This window comes from Photobacterium sp. TLY01 (assembly GCF_021432065.1).
Lineage (GTDB): Bacteria > Pseudomonadota > Gammaproteobacteria > Enterobacterales > Vibrionaceae > Photobacterium > Photobacterium halotolerans_A.
The window spans coordinates 3,162,896-3,178,114 of sequence record NZ_CP090364.1; the positions used below are offsets into that span (position 1 = coordinate 3,162,896).

The window sequence follows — 15,219 nt, forward strand, 5'->3', positions numbered from 1 at the left end:
TCAGATCGCTGATAAGTGATCCAAACTACCTCGAGTAAGAGGCAGTGACTAATAACATTGTTTGTAGCAGGAACAGCACTGGAGTACAGGCTGTGATTTGCACGGGAAGCGGTTGCAAAACAATGTGAAAAACACCACTACCCTACAGCGCAAAAGGGCCGGTGGCTTTTTAGCCACCAGCCCATAGCCATAAAGGCTAAGAAATTAAGTAATAATTACTTGATTTCAACAGATGCACCAGCTTCTTCCAGCTGAGCTTTCAGAGCTTCAGCTTCAGCTTTCTCAACACCTTCTTTCAGAGGTGCTGGAGCGCCGTCAACCAGAGCTTTCGCTTCTTTCAGGCCCAGACCAGTTGCGCCACGTACTGCTTTGATTACAGCAACTTTGTTACCGCCAGCAGCAGTCAGGATTACGTCGAATTCAGTTTGCTCTTCAGCAGCTGCGCCTTCAGCAGCACCGCCAGCAACTACTGCAGCAGCAGCAGTAACACCGAACTTCTCTTCCATTGCTTCGATCAGTTCAACAACTTGCATTACAGACATTTCTGCAACTGCGTCTAGGATTTGCTCGTTAGTGATAGACATAACAATTCTCTTTTAAAGTCAACAATTAGTTTAAATAGCAACCAATAAAAAGCCAAACTTATTAAGCGGCTTCTTTCTGATCGCGAATAGCTGCAATAGTACGAACCAGCTTGCCAGCAGAAGCTTCTTTCATGCACATCATCAGACGCGCGATCGCTTCGTCGTAAGTTGGCAGTTTCGCCAGAACATCTGCATCAGTCAGTACGCCTTCGAATGCAGCAGCTTTGATCTCGAAATTTTTGTTCTCTTTAGCGAAGTCTTTGAAAAGACGCGCTGCGGCACCTGGGTGCTCAGTAGAGAAAGCCAGCAGAGTAGGACCTACGAAAGTGTCAGCAAGACACTCATAGTTAGTACCTACGACTGCACGACGAGCCAGAGTATTACGAACAACACGTACGTAAACGCCCGCTTCACGCGCTTGTTTACGCAGAGTTGTCATAGCACCCACGGCGACGCCACGAGAGTCAGCAACAACTGCAGACAGGGCACCACTGGCAGCTTCGTTGACTTCAGCAACAATTGCTTTTTTGTCTTGAAGGTTTAAAGCCATTGGATTTGCTCCTGGATTGTGTTTACCCACTCACTGCAAAATTGCAGGAGAGTTTGTACGGCGCAGATCCAAGAAAGACAGTATATCAATCATGTTCCTGGCACCGTCTACGTAGGCTGAATTATTAAGTTCAGAGAACACCTACGGTCTTGGACGAAGATCTCGGCAGAATACTGCCCAGATCTTAGCCATTAATTCGAAACGCAGGATTATACATAATCCCAGCGATTCTGCAAATATTAAACGTTAGCGTCCAGAGTATTCTGGTCTAGCGCCACACCTGCACCCATAGTGGTAGAGATGCTAACTTTCTTGATGAAAGTACCTTTTGCTGAAGATGGTTTTGCTTTTTTCAGCGCAACCAGCAGAGCTTCCAGGTTAGCTTTCAGTTTGTCAGCATCGAAATCAACCTTACCAATCGTGGTATGGATGATACCGTTCTTGTCGTTACGGTAACGAACCTGGCCTGCTTTAGCATTCTTCACAGCTTCAGCAACGTTAGGAGTTACAGTACCCACTTTCGGGTTTGGCATCAGGCCACGTGGACCCAGGATGGTACCCAGTTGACCAACAACGCGCATTGCGTCTGGAGAAGCGATAACAACGTCAAAGTTCATTTCGCCTTTCTTAACCAGGTCAGCCAGATCGTCCATACCAACCAGATCTGCACCAGCTTCTTTCGCTGCTTCAGCGTTAGCACCTTGGGTGAACACTGCTACACGAACATCACGGCCAGTACCGTGTGGCAGTACAGTTGCGCCACGAACGTTCTGATCAGATTTACGTGCATCGATACCCAGGTTCACTGAAACGTCAACACTTTCTACGAATTTAGCAGTAGCCAGTTCTTTCAGCAGAGCAACAGCTTCGTTGATGTCGTACTCGCGAGTTGCGTCAACTTTCTCACGAATTACGCGCATACGCTTAGTTAGTTTTGCCATTGTCTTAACCCTCAACTACCAGACCCATGGAACGGGCAGTACCCGCGATAGAGCGCTTCATCGCTTCGATGTCGGCACCAGTCATGTCTGCAGCTTTAGTTTCTGCGATCTCTTGGATCTGAGCTTCAGTCACTTTACCCACTTTTTCAGTGTTAGGACGGCCAGAGCCAGACTTAACGCCAGCTGCTTTCTTCAGCAGAACTGCAGCAGGTGGAGTCTTAGTCACGAAAGTGAAAGAACGGTCGCTATATACAGTGATAACCACTGGCGTTGGCAGACCTTTTTCCATTGAATCTGTTTTTGCGTTAAACGCTTTACAGAATTCCATGATGTTCACACCGTGCTGACCCAGAGCTGGACCAACTGGTGGAGATGGGTTTGCCATACCAGCTGCAACTTGCAGCTTGATGTAAGCTTCTACTTTTTTAGCCATTGCTTAATTACCTTAATTTGGGTTCAAACGTCTGCTTTTCGCAAACAGACTCCCCGTCTAACGAAAGGGCGCGAAATTATAGTGTAATTCCACGCCCTTGACAATATGACTTGATTACTTATTGATCAGTTTTTCTCAACCTGACCAAACTCCAGTTCTACCGGAGTTGCACGGCCGAAGATAGAAACCGAGACTTTCACACGGCTCTTGTCATAGTCGACTTCTTCAACCACACCATTAAAGTCAGCAAACGGACCATCCGTCACGCGAACCACTTCACCCGGCTCAAACACAGTTTTGTGAACAGGCGACTCGCTCGCCTGCTGCAGACGATTCAAAATCGCTGCGGCTTCTTTGTCTGAAATCGGCGCCGGGCGGTCAGATGTTCCGCCAATGAACCCCATCACACGAGGAATACTACGTACCAGATGCCAGGTTTCATCATTCATCACCATTTGTACGAGAACGTAACCAGGGAAGAACTTACGCTCGCTTTTGCGGCGCTGGCCAGCACGCATTTCCACCACTTCTTCTGTTGGTACCAGGACCTCGTCGAAGTAGTCTTCCATGCCATGCATCTTGATATGTTCACGTAGTGACTGTGCAACTCGTCCTTCAAAACCAGAGAAGGCCTGCACAACATACCATCGTTTTTTTGGAGCTTCGCTCATGAACTCTTACCTCTATACACCGGTAACCAGGCGGACCAAACGGACCATAATGCCGTCGATGCCCCACAGGGCTAACGCCATAATGACAGTGACAGCTAAAACGATAAAGGTTGTCTGCGTAGCTTCCTGACGAGTTGGCCACACTACCTTGCGGACTTCCATGCGCGATTCACGGGCAAAAGTGATCGCTGTTTTACCTTTTGCTGTAAGCGCTGCAACACCACCAGCAGCGGCAACCAGGACCACTACAGCTGCGGCACGCAACACGACAGATACATCACTGTACAGGTAATTACCAACCACCGCGGCTGCCAGCAGGGCAAAAACAACAACCCATTTCAGGCTATCCATGCTACTAGAGCTGCTTTGGTTTTCGGCATTCGCTTTCATACAACCAACCTGTAACTTGTCTCAATATAGACGAAAATAACCTCGCCGGTAGCGAGGCTTTCTAAGGATTAAGTGAATCCCTTTCGAAACGCTCTGTACACCTTAACGCATTTTTTACTCGGCACACTGACCAAAAAATACGCTAATCTGAGGTGGAGCGTAGAAAAAGGGCATCAAATGATGCCCTTTTTCGTGCCTTGTCGTCAAATATTATTCAACGATCTTAGCAACAACACCAGCACCAACGGTACGGCCACCTTCACGGATTGCGAAGCGCAGACCTTCGTCCATTGCGATAGGTGCGATCAGAGTAACAACCATCTTGATGTTGTCACCTGGCATAACCATCTCAACGCCTTCTGGCAGTTCGATAGTACCGGTCACGTCAGTTGTACGGAAGTAGAACTGTGGACGGTAGCCTTTGAAGAACGGAGTATGACGGCCGCCTTCATCTTTAGACAGAACGTATACTTCAGACTCGAAAGTTGTGTGTGGAGTGATTGAACCAGGCTTAGCCAGTACTTGACCACGCTCAACTTCGTCACGCTTAGTACCACGCAGCAGAACACCAACGTTCTCACCAGCACGGCCTTCGTCCAGAAGCTTACGGAACATCTCAACACCAGTACAAGTCGTGGTGATGGTGTCTTTGATACCAACGATAGCAACTTCGTCACCTACGCGAACGATACCTTGCTCAACACGACCAGTAACTACAGTACCACGGCCTTGGATTGAGAATACGTCTTCGATTGGCAGGATGAACGGCTTGTCGATCGCACGCTCTGGCTCTGGGATGTAAGAATCCAGGGCTTCAGCCAGCTCAACAATTTTCGCTTCCCACTGAGCTTCGCCATTCAGCGCACCCAGAGCAGAACCTTGGATAACTGGGCAGTCGTCGCCTGGGAAGTCGTACTCAGACAGAAGTTCACGCACTTCCATCTCAACCAGCTCCAGCAGCTCTTCGTCATCAACCATGTCACACTTGTTCATGAAAACAAGAATGTAAGGGATACCAACCTGACGACCCAGCAGGATGTGCTCACGAGTCTGAGGCATAGGGCCATCAGTCGCAGCAACAACCAGGATACCACCGTCCATCTGAGCAGCACCGGTGATCATGTTCTTAACGTAGTCAGCGTGTCCTGGGCAGTCAACGTGCGCGTAGTGGCGAGTCGGAGTATCGTACTCTACGTGAGAAGTAGAGATAGTGATACCACGCTCACGCTCTTCTGGCGCATTATCGATCGATGCGAAGTCACGCGCTGCACCGCCGTAAGTTTTGGCCAGTACAGTACAGATAGCAGCAGTCAGAGTAGTTTTACCGTGGTCAACGTGGCCGATAGTACCAACGTTAACGTGCGGTTTCGTACGTTCAAATTTTTCTTTAGACATGGGTAGTCCCTCTAGGCACGGTATTTAGGTGGTATAACGACCACACAACCAATCATGGGTTTTGTAGAGTATATATCAAAAGGATTGAAGTGCTTCGGAGAGAGAGTGGTGCTGATAGGCGGATTTGAACCGCCGACCTCACCCTTACCAAGGGTGCGCTCTACCAACTGAGCTATATCAGCACACGAGAAATGTGGAGCGGGCAGCGGGAATCGAACCCGCATCATCAGCTTGGAAGGCTGAGGTAATAGCCATTATACGATGCCCGCAAACTCGTAACTCGTAGAGCTATTCAACCATTTGAATATGGTGGAGGGAGAAGGATTCGAACCTTCGAAGGCGGAGCCGTCAGATTTACAGTCTGATCCCTTTGGCCACTCGGGAATCCCTCCAAATTTTGGTGCCGACTACCGGAATCGAACTGGTGACCTACTGATTACAAGTCAGTTGCTCTACCTACTGAGCTAAGTCGGCTTAAGTGCTGCGCATTCTATGCGATGGTTTTTGGGGTTGCAATAGGTAAATACAAAAAAAATCATAATGGCGGCTTTAATGTACATTTCTTAATCAAACAAGGGGCTGCGCAGACATTATTCAGTAAAAGGAGAAATCACGGCCTCTTTTACTTCCGCGACTGATCCTGTATTGTCCCAATCCCTGTAAATGAGATTTTGGTTACAAGATGAACGAGATCCTAACCCCCTATCTGAGTTTTGACCGGCAATCCTGGGCTGATTTACGCAAGTCAGTACCCATGACGCTGGATGAAGCCGATCTCGAACGTCTGCGCGGTATTAATGAACATCTGTCGATGGATGAAGTCCGCGATATTTATTTACCTTTGTCGCGCTTACTCAACCTCTATGTTGGTGCGCGCAAAGGACGCAAACGCGTACTGGATGAATTTCTGTCTCAGCCCAAGCCAAGTACAGTCCCTTATATCATTGGTATTGCCGGCAGTGTTGCTGTTGGTAAAAGTACGACCGCTCGTCTGCTGAAAGCCTTGCTCACCCGATGGCCGGAACACCCTAAGGTAGAATTAATCACCACGGATGGCTTCCTGTATCCAAATAAAGTACTGCTGGAAAAAAACCTGATGAAAAAGAAAGGGTTTCCGCAGTCTTATGATATTCGGCGTTTGGTGGAGTTTTTGACTGATGTCAAGTCAGGCAAGCCACAGGTCGATGCCCCTGTGTACTCTCATTTATATTACGATATTACTGATGAAATTAAGACGGTAGAGCAGCCGGACATTCTGATCATTGAAGGGCTGAATGTGTTACAGAGCGGTATGGATTATCCTCATGAGCCGCATCGGGTGTTTATTTCTGATTTGCTCGACTTTTCAATTTATGTCGATGCCGAACCCGATTTACTGCAGACCTGGTATATCGAACGCTTCCTGAAATTCCGCCAGGGTGCCTTTAAAGATCCTTCTTCGTATTTTAATCATTACACCAAGCTAACCGAGTCAGAGGCCGTAAAAACGGCGACTAATATCTGGCAGGAAATTAACGGTAAAAACTTACTGGAAAATATTCTGCCAACACGCGAACGAGCCAGCCTGATTCTGCAAAAAGGGTCTAACCATGCGGTGCAGACCGTCAAACTGAGAAAATAACAGGCCAGCGCGTCCTTGTTTTATCGCGAATCATCTTTTCGCAAAGAGATTTCTCCGCCCAGATACGGAATTTTCCCCTGTTCGGTATCCAGCATCAGTGCGCCCTGAGCGTTAATACCGCGGGCAATACCACGGACCACTTTGTCCCCGATCAACAGCTTCACCGGCCGGCCAAGAAAATTATCATACTGGTCCCATTCATCGACAAAACCTGCCATGCCCACCTCTTCATAGCGCTGCAGGGTTTCTGTCACACCGTCGATAATTGCGGCAGCCAGCTGATTTCGGTCAGGCATAAGCTCACAAGCTTCAGCCAGATTCGACCAGGGCTGCCCCACCGTGTCGGTATCAGTATTCGCCATCGTTAAGTTCAGCCCCATCCCTATCACCAGGTGCGCAGCATCTCCGGCTTTACCGCTCATTTCAACGAGAATACCCGCTAACTTTTTGTCCTGAAAATAGAGGTCATTGGGCCATTTCACCTTTATCTCTGCCGCGCCCAGTTTCTGCAAGGTTTTTGCCACCGCCAGACCAACAACCAAGCTCAGTCCCATCGCAGCCGCAACACCAGCATCTAACCGCCAGTACATTGACAAATACAGGTTGCTGCCAAACGGAGAGAGCCATTGCCGCCCACGACGGCCTCGACCGGCCTGCTGGTATTCCGCCACGCAGACCGCGCCTTTCGGTAACTGACCGATGCGATCCAGCATATATTGATTGGTTGAATCAATCACCGGAATCAACGTCAGTGACGGACAATCGACCTGGGCCAGGATCATGGACTCATCTAATAAATCAAACCCGGCTGCCAGGCAGTAACCTTTGCCCTGGACCCGATGAATATCAAGGCCCCACTCCTGAATCCCTTTGATATGTTTGCTGATCGCTGCCCGGGATATCCCCAGCGCCTCGCCCAGCGCTTCGCCGGAATGAAACTGACCATCCGCCAGAAACCGGATCAACGCCAGCTTGGTTGTATGTTCTTTCATGGCATCACCTTATCCAGGGTGGTTTCTCCGCCAGACGCCATAAAGCGCACCTCATGCTCTAATGTGACACCAAAGCGCGCATTGACAGTGTCGACAATATAGCGCGCCAATCGCAGTATATCAGTAGGGACAGCTGAACCGAGGTTCACAATGACTAACGCCTGTTGTTGATGTATCGCCGCACCGCCAATCTGATGCCCTTTCAATCCACATTGATCGATCAGCCACCCGGCGGCCAATTTAAACTGGCCTTCTGCCACGGGATAGCAAGGGACAGACGGAAATTCAGCCGCCAGCTTCTGATAAGTACTTTCAGAGACCACTGGATTTTTAAAGAAGCTGCCAGCATTCCCAAGCACAGCCGGATCCGGCAACTTAGCTTGACGGGTCGCACACACCTGGGCCAGGATGTCGTGCGCTGTAACCGTGGCAGGATCCAGGTTCGCCAGTGGTCCATAGCTCGTGTTTGGCTGCCAGTCCTTACTCAGACGCAAGCCGACAGCCACTATGATATGGCTGTCTTTGAATTCGTGCTTAAAAATGGAATCACGATAACCAAAGCGGCACGCGTCTGCCGTTAAGCGAACGACATCACCGCTTTTTCGCTCCAGCACATCAACATATTCGCAGATATCCTGAAGCTCAACGCCATAGGCTCCTATATTCTGTATGGGCGCGGATCCTGTACAACCAGGGATCAGGGCCAGGTTTTCCAGGCCAGGCATCTCTTGCTCAACCGTCCAGCACACCAGCTGATGCCAGTTTTCACCCGCACCAATATGGAGATGATAAGCAACATCGGTTTCATAAACCTCAACCCCCATGATCCGATTCAGTATGACAGTTCCGTCATAGTCTTCACAAAACAGCAAGTTACTTCCTTGCCCCATCACAAGGGCAGGAGTAGTCCCTGTCACATCACTGGATAACAGCGTTTTCAGCTCGTCCACCGATCTAATGGTCACCACCTGAGAGGCTGTGACATTCAAACCAAATGTGTGCAATGAAGCCAGTGAATGGCGATGCAAAACTTCCATACCAAATTCAAACCGTCGCTTTATACTGGAGGCCGCATTCTAACTGATCACACATAGCGACGCAGTTAATTCCATGACAGATTTAACGAAAACAACACTTAGCTTCCATCCTTTGGAACCTCTTCGCCTTCCTCTGGTCAATCGTCTGTACAAAGCACATTACCCAGCGGGTAAAGCCAAGAAGGACGAAATCATCTGGATCGGAGAAACAGTGACCTCCATCGCGGCCGCTGTCCGTTTCCAAGAGTATGACGATTTTCAATTCATGACAGGCATGCTGGTTGTGCCGCAATTGAGGCAACAGGGACTTGGCCTCGCGTTATTAAACGCTTGCCATTCGCAGCTGATCACTAAGCCGTGTTACTGTTTTGCGTTCAGCCACCTTGAACCGCTGTACTTGAAAGCGCAGTTTTCGATGATTGGAGATAATCAGCTGCCACTGCCACTGGCGCATCGAATTGCCCGTTACAGACTTGGTGGAAAAGCACTCACCCCCATGCAATATCAGGCAAAGTGACCCAATTTGCCTCCCAAGGTTATAAATTGGATCAGTCTGCTCGCTTTACCAGCACTAAAATCTGGTATAATTGGCTCCCTAATTTTTAGATTTATCATATAAATCGCGGAACGAGGCGATAATGGATTCAGCTACTGCAAATCGGCAGCTCATCGATCAGCTCCCACGTATTGCACATCAGCCGGAAGATATAGAAACACTGCTTGAGGCAGGTGCCTTTCGTGAACGTTTACATCAGGAAATAGCCAACGCAACCAAACGTATTTATCTGGTTGCCTTGTACCTGCAGGACGACGATGCGGGTCGCAGTATTCTTCAAGCATTGTATGATGCAAAACAGCGACGTCCCGAACTGGACATAAAGGTTCTCGTTGATTGGCACCGAGCCCAACGTGGACTGATCGGTGCAGAAAAGTCGGAGGGGAATGCAGCGCTCTACCGTGAGTTTGCCCAGTCCTACCAACATAAGATTGAAGTGTTGGGAGTGCCCGTTCGCAATCGTGAAGTCTTTGGCGTGCTCCACCTCAAAGGCTTTATCATTGACAATACTGTCATATATAGCGGCGCCAGCCTGAATGATGTTTACCTGGCTCAACATCAACGTTACCGCTATGACAGATATCATGTCTTGAAAAACACCAAACTGGCTGACAGCATGGTCCACTTTATCCAGCGGACACTGGTCGACAGTGAAGCGGTGAACTGCCTCAATCAGCAGACCCGACCAGAAACGAAAGTCTTACGCAATGCGATTAAGCAATTGCGCCTGGAATTACAGCGCGCAAGCTATTATTTTGATCCTGAGCCTATCGCTGATGATCAGGTTGGCCTTACCCCCATTGTTGGTCTTGGCCGTCGTAAGAACAATCTGAATAAGTACATTTGTACCCTGATCGCCAGTGCTAAACATGAGCTGACGATCTGCACCCCTTATTTCAACTTTCCCCGCAGCGTGAGCCGGGAAGTAAAACGGGCTTTGCGTCGCGGTGTAAAGATCACTCTGATTGTCGGCGATAAAACCGCGAATGATTTTTACATCCCACCCAGCGAACCGTTCAAAACAATCGCCGGATTACCTTATTTATATGAGGTGAACTTACGTAGTTTTGCCAAACACAACGAGGCCGCTATCGCCCGCCGCCAACTGGCTATTCATATTTGGAAACATGACGATAACAGCTTCCACCTGAAAGGAATCTGGGTTGATCGCCAGTACATGCTGATTACGGGTAATAACCTGAATCCGCGTGCATGGAAACTGGATTTAGAGAACGCCATTCTGGTGCATGACAAACATGAACTGTTAGCAGAGCAAAAGCAGCAGGAACTCAACGCCATTTTGCGACATACTCAACTCATGGGAAGCTATAAATTCATCGATAAAGTTGATAGCTACCCGTTGCCGGTAAGACGCTTGATCAAGCGTATACGGCGTCTGAAAGCAGATCATATTCTGAATCAGATTCTGTAAGGAGACAGTCATGGTTATTGCAGCAATCGATGTGGATGCCCAGCAAACCTTCACGCCACTTTGTCCTGATGAACTCCCCGTTCCGGAAGGGCACCATATTGCTCTGGCTTTAAATCAACAGGCAGAGCTAGCGACCTGGCGTATTTTAACCAAAGATGCGCACCCACAGAACGCTGTGTGGGTTGTTGATAGCCATGACAAAATGTTCCAACCATTGCCCACACGAATGCCGATATGACCTGGGTCAAACACGCCGTGCCGGGGAGCAAAGGCTTTGAAGTAATACCAGGGCTTCCCAAAGTAACTGAGTATGATCACGTCATCTGGAAAGGGATCGAGCCAGATCTTCATCCTTACGGCGCTTGTTTTCACGATCTTGAAGAAAAGCTCAGTACCGGACTGATCGAGTGGTTACATCACAAAGGTGTCACCACTGTCATTATTGGCGGTCTCGCAACGGATTATTGTGTCAAAACAACCGCCCTGCAGCTTCAGTCAACGAAGCGCTTTAAGGTGATTGTCAATTTATCTGCATGTCGTGGTATTTCGTCTGACACTATTGCCGAGAGCTGTGATCGAATGCGATCCGCGGGAATTCTGTTGGCAAGCAATTTAGACGAAGTAAAACAATTGTGCACTGCTGACAGCCATATCCACCCCTGATGTACTGCTCTCTGTGTTTCGTTGACCGCAGAGAGTCCTTTCCTCTTGATCGACTCTTATCAAAGTTGACAACAAGTAGCTATCAGCGAATATAGATAGTCAGCCATATACACCAGCCAACCATCCTGTAATCTGACTATTTGTTACCTACAGTACTGATCCAGCTCAGACTTTCGCAGGCACAGAGCCTAAGGTCTTCACAGGTGGAATAAATACCAAAGAACAGAGAACAAAAACCCAGCCATTGCTGACTGGGTTTATCTAAGAAGTGGCGGAGCGGACGGGACTCGAACCCGCGACCCCCGGCGTGACAGGCCGGTATTCTAACCAACTGAACTACCGCTCCACACGGCCGAAACCAGATTGACTCTGATTTCTAAATAGGGAGCCTGGCGATGTCCTACTCTCACATGGGGAGACCCCACACTACCATCGGCGCTGCTGCGTTTCACGTCTGAGTTCGGCATGGGATCAGGTGGGTCCGCAACGCTATGGTCGCCAAGCAAAATTTGTTCAACAATCTTGGAAAATCTGACTTAAGTTCTCAGCACATCATTCAAGTGCTTATGGAGTCCGCTAAAAACCCCTTGGGTGTTGTATGGTTAAGCCTCACGGGCAATTAGTACAGGTTAGCTGAGCGCCTCACAACGCTTACACACCCTGCCTATCAACGTTCTAGTCTCGAACAGCCCTTCAGGAGGCTTGAAGCCTCAGGGATGACTCATCTCAGGGCTCGCTTCCCGCTTAGATGCTTTCAGCGGTTATCGATGCCGAACTTAGCTACCGGGCAATGCGTCTGGCGACACAACCCGAACACCAGCGGTTCGTTCACTCCGGTCCTCTCGTACTAGGAGCAACTCCCTTCAATCATCCAGCGCCCACGGCAGATAGGGACCGAACTGTCTCACGACGTTCTAAACCCAGCTCGCGTACCACTTTAAATGGCGAACAGCCATACCCTTGGGACCGACTTCAGCCCCAGGATGTGATGAGCCGACATCGAGGTGCCAAACACCGCCGTCGATATGAACTCTTGGGCGGTATCAGCCTGTTATCCCCGGAGTACCTTTTATCCGTTGAGCGATGGCCCTTCCATTCAGAACCACCGGATCACTATGACCTGCTTTCGCACCTGCTCGAACCGTCATTCTCGCAGTTAAGCGGGCTTATGCCATTGCACTAACCTCACGATGTCCGACCGTGATTAGCCCACCTTCGTGCTCCTCCGTTACGCTTTGGGAGGAGACCGCCCCAGTCAAACTACCCACCAGGCACTGTCCGCACCCCGGATAACGGGGCGACGTTAGAACATCAACACGACAAGGGTGGTATTTCAAGGACGGCTCCACAGATACTGGCGTACCTGCTTCGAAGCCTCCCACCTATCCTACACATGTAGGGTCAATGTTCAGTGCCAAGCTGTAGTAAAGGTTCACGGGGTCTTTCCGTCTAGCCGCGGGTACGCAGCATCTTCACTGCGATTTCAATTTCACTGAGTCTCGGGTGGAGACAGCGTGGCCATCATTACGCCATTCGTGCAGGTCGGAACTTACCCGACAAGGAATTTCGCTACCTTAGGACCGTTATAGTTACGGCCGCCGTTTACCGGGGCTTCGATCAAGAGCTTCTCCGAAGATAACCCCATCAATTAACCTTCCGGCACCGGGCAGGCGTCACACCGTATACGTCATCTTTCGATTTTGCACAGTGCTGTGTTTTTAATAAACAGTTGCAGCCACCTGGTATCTGCGACTCTCAGTAGCTCCATCCGCGAGGGACTTCACCGCCAAGAGCGTACCTTCTCCCGAAGTTACGGTACCATTTTGCCTAGTTCCTTCACCCGAGTTCTCTCAAGCGCCTTGGTATTCTCTACCCGACCACCTGTGTCGGTTTGGGGTACGATTGCTTATTATCTGAAGCTTAGAGGCTTTTCCCGGAAGCATGGCATCAATGACTTCATCACCGTAGTGACTCGACATCGGGTCTCAGCCTTAGTGCAGAACCGGATTTGCCTAATTCTGCAGCCTACACCCTTAAACCAGGACAACCGTCGCCTGGCCCACCTAGCCTTCTCCGTCCCCCCATCGCAATAATAAGCAGTACGGGAATATTAACCCGTTTCCCATCGACTACGCCTTTCGGCCTCGCCTTAGGGGTCGACTTACCCTGCCCCGATTAACGTTGGACAGGAACCCTTGGTCTTCCGGCGAGGGGGTTTTTCACCCCCTTTGTCGTTACTCATGTCAGCATTCGCACTTCTGATACGTCCAGCATGCCTTACAGCACACCTTCAACCGCTTACAGAACGCTCCCCTACCCAATACAATAAATTGCATTGCCGCAGCTTCGGTGTATCACTTAGCCCCGTTAAATCTTCCGCGCAGGCCGACTCGACCAGTGAGCTATTACGCTTTCTTTAAATGATGGCTGCTTCTAAGCCAACATCCTGGCTGTCTGAGCCTTCCCACATCGTTTCCCACTTAGTGATACTTTGGGACCTTAGCTGGCGGTCTGGGTTGTTTCCCTCTCCACGACGGACGTTAGCACCCGCCGTGTGTCTCCCGGATAGTACTTACTGGTATTCGGAGTTTGCAAAGGGTTGGTAAGTCGGGATGACCCCCTAGCCTTAACAGTGCTCTACCCCCAGTAGTATTCGTCCGAGGCGCTACCTAAATAGCTTTCGGGGAGAACCAGCTATCTCCAGGTTTGATTGGCCTTTCACCCCTAGCCACAAGTCATCCGCTAATTTTTCAACATTAGTCGGTTCGGTCCTCCAGTAAGTGTTACCTCACCTTCAACCTGCCCATGGCTAGATCACCTGGTTTCGGGTCTAATCCCAGCAACTGCACGCCCAGTTAAGACTCGGTTTCCCTACGGCTCCCCTATACGGTTAACCTTGCTACTGAAATTAAGTCGCTGACCCATTATACAAAAGGTACGCAGTCACAGGACAAGCCTGCTCCTACTGCTTGTACGTACACGGTTTCAGGTTCTGTTTCACTCCCCTCACAGGGGTTCTTTTCGCCTTTCCCTCACGGTACTGGTTCACTATCGGTCAGTCAGGAGTATTTAGCCTTGGAGGATGGTCCCCCCATGTTCAGACAGGATAACACGTGTCCCGTCCTACTCGTTTTCACGTGTAAAGCATCGTCGGTTACGGGGCTGTCACCCTGTATCGCGGCCCTTTCCAGGGACCTTCACCTGACACTAAACACGCTTAAGGGCTAATCCGGTTTCGCTCGCCGCTACTGCCGGAATCTCGGTTGATTTCTCTTCCTCGGGGTACTTAGATGTTTCAGTTCCCCCGGTTCGCCTCATCAGGCTATGTATTCACCTGATGATAACTGCTTATGCAGCTGGGTTTCCCCATTCGGAAATCGGTGACTCAAGTGGCTCTTACTGCCTCATCACCGCTTATCGCAAGTTAGTACGTCCTTCATCGCCTCTGACTGCCCAGGCATCCACCGTGTACGCTTAGTCACTTAACCATACAACCCCAAGAGGTTTCGTATGTTCAAACAACCAAGGTTGTGTCTCTGACAAAGAGACAATTGGTTTATTCGCCGGACTCTTACACAAGACACTTGAATGTGTATTGCTTGAGAACTCTGTTTCTTTCGAAACAGTTTTATTCAATCTCAAAGATTGAATTTACTAGTCAGCTTTCCAGATTGTTAAAGAGCATTGTGAATTATCGACAGATAACCACTTTCTAAAGATTCTCGGGGAAAACCCTTAAAGAGTGGTGGAGCTAAGCAGGATCGAACTGCTGACCTCCTGCGTGCAAGGCAGGCGCTCTCCCAGCTGAGCTATAGCCCCATCGAGTATTGCAAGAGTGTTGAACCACTGTATTTGGGAAGACAGTGGTGGGTCTGAGTGGACTTGAACCACCGACCTCACCCTTATCAGGGGTGCGCTCTAACCACCTGAGCTACAGACCCTTCTCTTGCGCTC

General features: G+C 49.5%; 12 protein-coding genes, 7 tRNA genes, 2 rRNA genes and 1 pseudogene. 4 read left to right on the forward strand and 18 right to left on the reverse strand.

Features of this window, described 5'->3' with window-relative positions; all coding sequences use genetic code 11:
• Nucleotides 1-215: 215 nt before the first annotated feature.
• The 11 genes from rplL to LN341_RS14695 all read right to left on the reverse strand — a co-directional run bounded on the left by rplL (nt 216) and on the right by LN341_RS14695 (nt 5,438).
• Nucleotides 216-584: a 50S ribosomal protein L7/L12 gene (gene rplL / locus LN341_RS14645; protein ID WP_046222138.1), complete on the reverse strand. Its 369-nt coding sequence runs from the start codon at nt 582-584 to the stop codon at nt 216-218.
• A gap of 61 nt (nt 585-645) precedes the next feature.
• Nucleotides 646-1,134, reverse strand: a complete 489-nt coding sequence (rplJ, locus tag LN341_RS14650) for a 50S ribosomal protein L10 (RefSeq protein WP_027254129.1) — start codon at nt 1,132-1,134, stop codon at nt 646-648.
• A gap of 239 nt (nt 1,135-1,373) precedes the next feature.
• Entirely contained in the window at nt 1,374-2,075 is a 702-nt protein-coding gene (gene rplA, locus LN341_RS14655; RefSeq protein WP_046222137.1) for a 50S ribosomal protein L1, read from the reverse strand.
• Between the two features lie 4 nt (nt 2,076-2,079).
• Nucleotides 2,080-2,508 carry a 50S ribosomal protein L11 gene (rplK, locus tag LN341_RS14660; protein WP_027254131.1) on the reverse strand — a complete coding sequence of 143 codons (429 nt, stop codon included), beginning with the start codon at nt 2,506-2,508 and terminating at the stop codon, nt 2,080-2,082.
• Between the two features lie 125 nt (nt 2,509-2,633).
• Nucleotides 2,634-3,179: a transcription termination/antitermination protein NusG gene (gene nusG, locus LN341_RS14665; RefSeq protein WP_027254132.1), complete on the reverse strand. Its 546-nt coding sequence runs from the start codon at nt 3,177-3,179 to the stop codon at nt 2,634-2,636.
• Between the two features lie 12 nt (nt 3,180-3,191).
• Entirely contained in the window at nt 3,192-3,569 is a 378-nt protein-coding gene (gene secE, locus LN341_RS14670; RefSeq protein ID WP_046222136.1) for a preprotein translocase subunit SecE, read from the reverse strand.
• Between the two features lie 210 nt (nt 3,570-3,779).
• A complete protein-coding gene (gene tuf / locus LN341_RS14675; RefSeq protein WP_234203694.1) occupies nt 3,780-4,964 on the reverse strand; it encodes an elongation factor Tu in 1,185 nt (394 codons plus the stop codon).
• 106 nt (nt 4,965-5,070) lie between these two features.
• Nucleotides 5,071-5,146, reverse strand: a tRNA-Thr gene (locus LN341_RS14680).
• 12 nt (nt 5,147-5,158) lie between these two features.
• Nucleotides 5,159-5,233, reverse strand: a tRNA-Gly gene (locus LN341_RS14685).
• A gap of 38 nt (nt 5,234-5,271) precedes the next feature.
• A tRNA-Tyr gene (locus tag LN341_RS14690) sits at nt 5,272-5,356 on the reverse strand.
• A 6-nt stretch (nt 5,357-5,362) separates the two neighbouring features.
• A tRNA-Thr gene (locus LN341_RS14695) sits at nt 5,363-5,438 on the reverse strand.
• Nucleotides 5,439-5,646: 208 nt separating this feature from the next.
• Between LN341_RS14695 and coaA the strand changes: the two genes are divergently transcribed.
• Entirely contained in the window at nt 5,647-6,585 is a 939-nt protein-coding gene (coaA, locus tag LN341_RS14700; RefSeq protein ID WP_046222616.1) for a type I pantothenate kinase, read from the forward strand.
• A gap of 20 nt (nt 6,586-6,605) precedes the next feature.
• Here coaA and birA read toward each other — a convergent pair whose 3' ends face one another.
• Nucleotides 6,606-7,577, reverse strand: a complete 972-nt coding sequence (gene birA / locus LN341_RS14705) for a bifunctional biotin--[acetyl-CoA-carboxylase] ligase/biotin operon repressor BirA (protein ID WP_234203695.1) — start codon at nt 7,575-7,577, stop codon at nt 6,606-6,608.
• On the reverse strand, nt 7,574-8,614 hold the full coding sequence (gene murB / locus LN341_RS14710) for a UDP-N-acetylmuramate dehydrogenase (protein WP_234203696.1): 1,041 nt from the start codon (nt 8,612-8,614) through the stop codon (nt 7,574-7,576). Before murB ends, birA begins: the two co-directional genes overlap by 4 nt.
• Before the next feature lie 73 nt (nt 8,615-8,687).
• Between murB and LN341_RS14715 the strand changes: the two genes are divergently transcribed.
• From LN341_RS14715 to LN341_RS14725, 3 genes and pseudogenes are all read left to right on the forward strand, one after another.
• The gene (locus tag LN341_RS14715; RefSeq protein WP_046222619.1) at nt 8,688-9,131 is read left to right on the forward strand and encodes an N-acetyltransferase; all 444 of its coding nucleotides are present in this window, start codon (nt 8,688-8,690) and stop codon (nt 9,129-9,131) included.
• Nucleotides 9,132-9,252: 121 nt separating this feature from the next.
• Nucleotides 9,253-10,602 carry a CDP-diacylglycerol--serine O-phosphatidyltransferase gene (gene pssA, locus LN341_RS14720; RefSeq protein ID WP_234203697.1) on the forward strand — a complete coding sequence of 450 codons (1,350 nt, stop codon included), beginning with the start codon at nt 9,253-9,255 and terminating at the stop codon, nt 10,600-10,602.
• Between the two features lie 10 nt (nt 10,603-10,612).
• Nucleotides 10,613-11,265: pseudogene (locus tag LN341_RS14725) on the forward strand (isochorismatase family protein).
• A gap of 269 nt (nt 11,266-11,534) precedes the next feature.
• Here LN341_RS14725 and LN341_RS14730 read toward each other — a convergent pair.
• From LN341_RS14730 to LN341_RS14750, 5 genes are all read right to left on the reverse strand, one after another.
• A tRNA-Asp gene (locus LN341_RS14730) sits at nt 11,535-11,611 on the reverse strand.
• 41 nt (nt 11,612-11,652) lie between these two features.
• Nucleotides 11,653-11,768: ribosomal RNA gene (rrf, locus tag LN341_RS14735) — 5S ribosomal RNA — on the reverse strand.
• A 95-nt stretch (nt 11,769-11,863) separates the two neighbouring features.
• Nucleotides 11,864-14,753, reverse strand: a 23S ribosomal RNA gene (locus tag LN341_RS14740).
• Nucleotides 14,754-15,008: 255 nt separating this feature from the next.
• Nucleotides 15,009-15,084, reverse strand: a tRNA-Ala gene (locus tag LN341_RS14745).
• Between the two features lie 45 nt (nt 15,085-15,129).
• A tRNA-Ile gene (locus tag LN341_RS14750) sits at nt 15,130-15,206 on the reverse strand.
• Between the last annotated feature and the right edge of the window lie 13 nt (nt 15,207-15,219).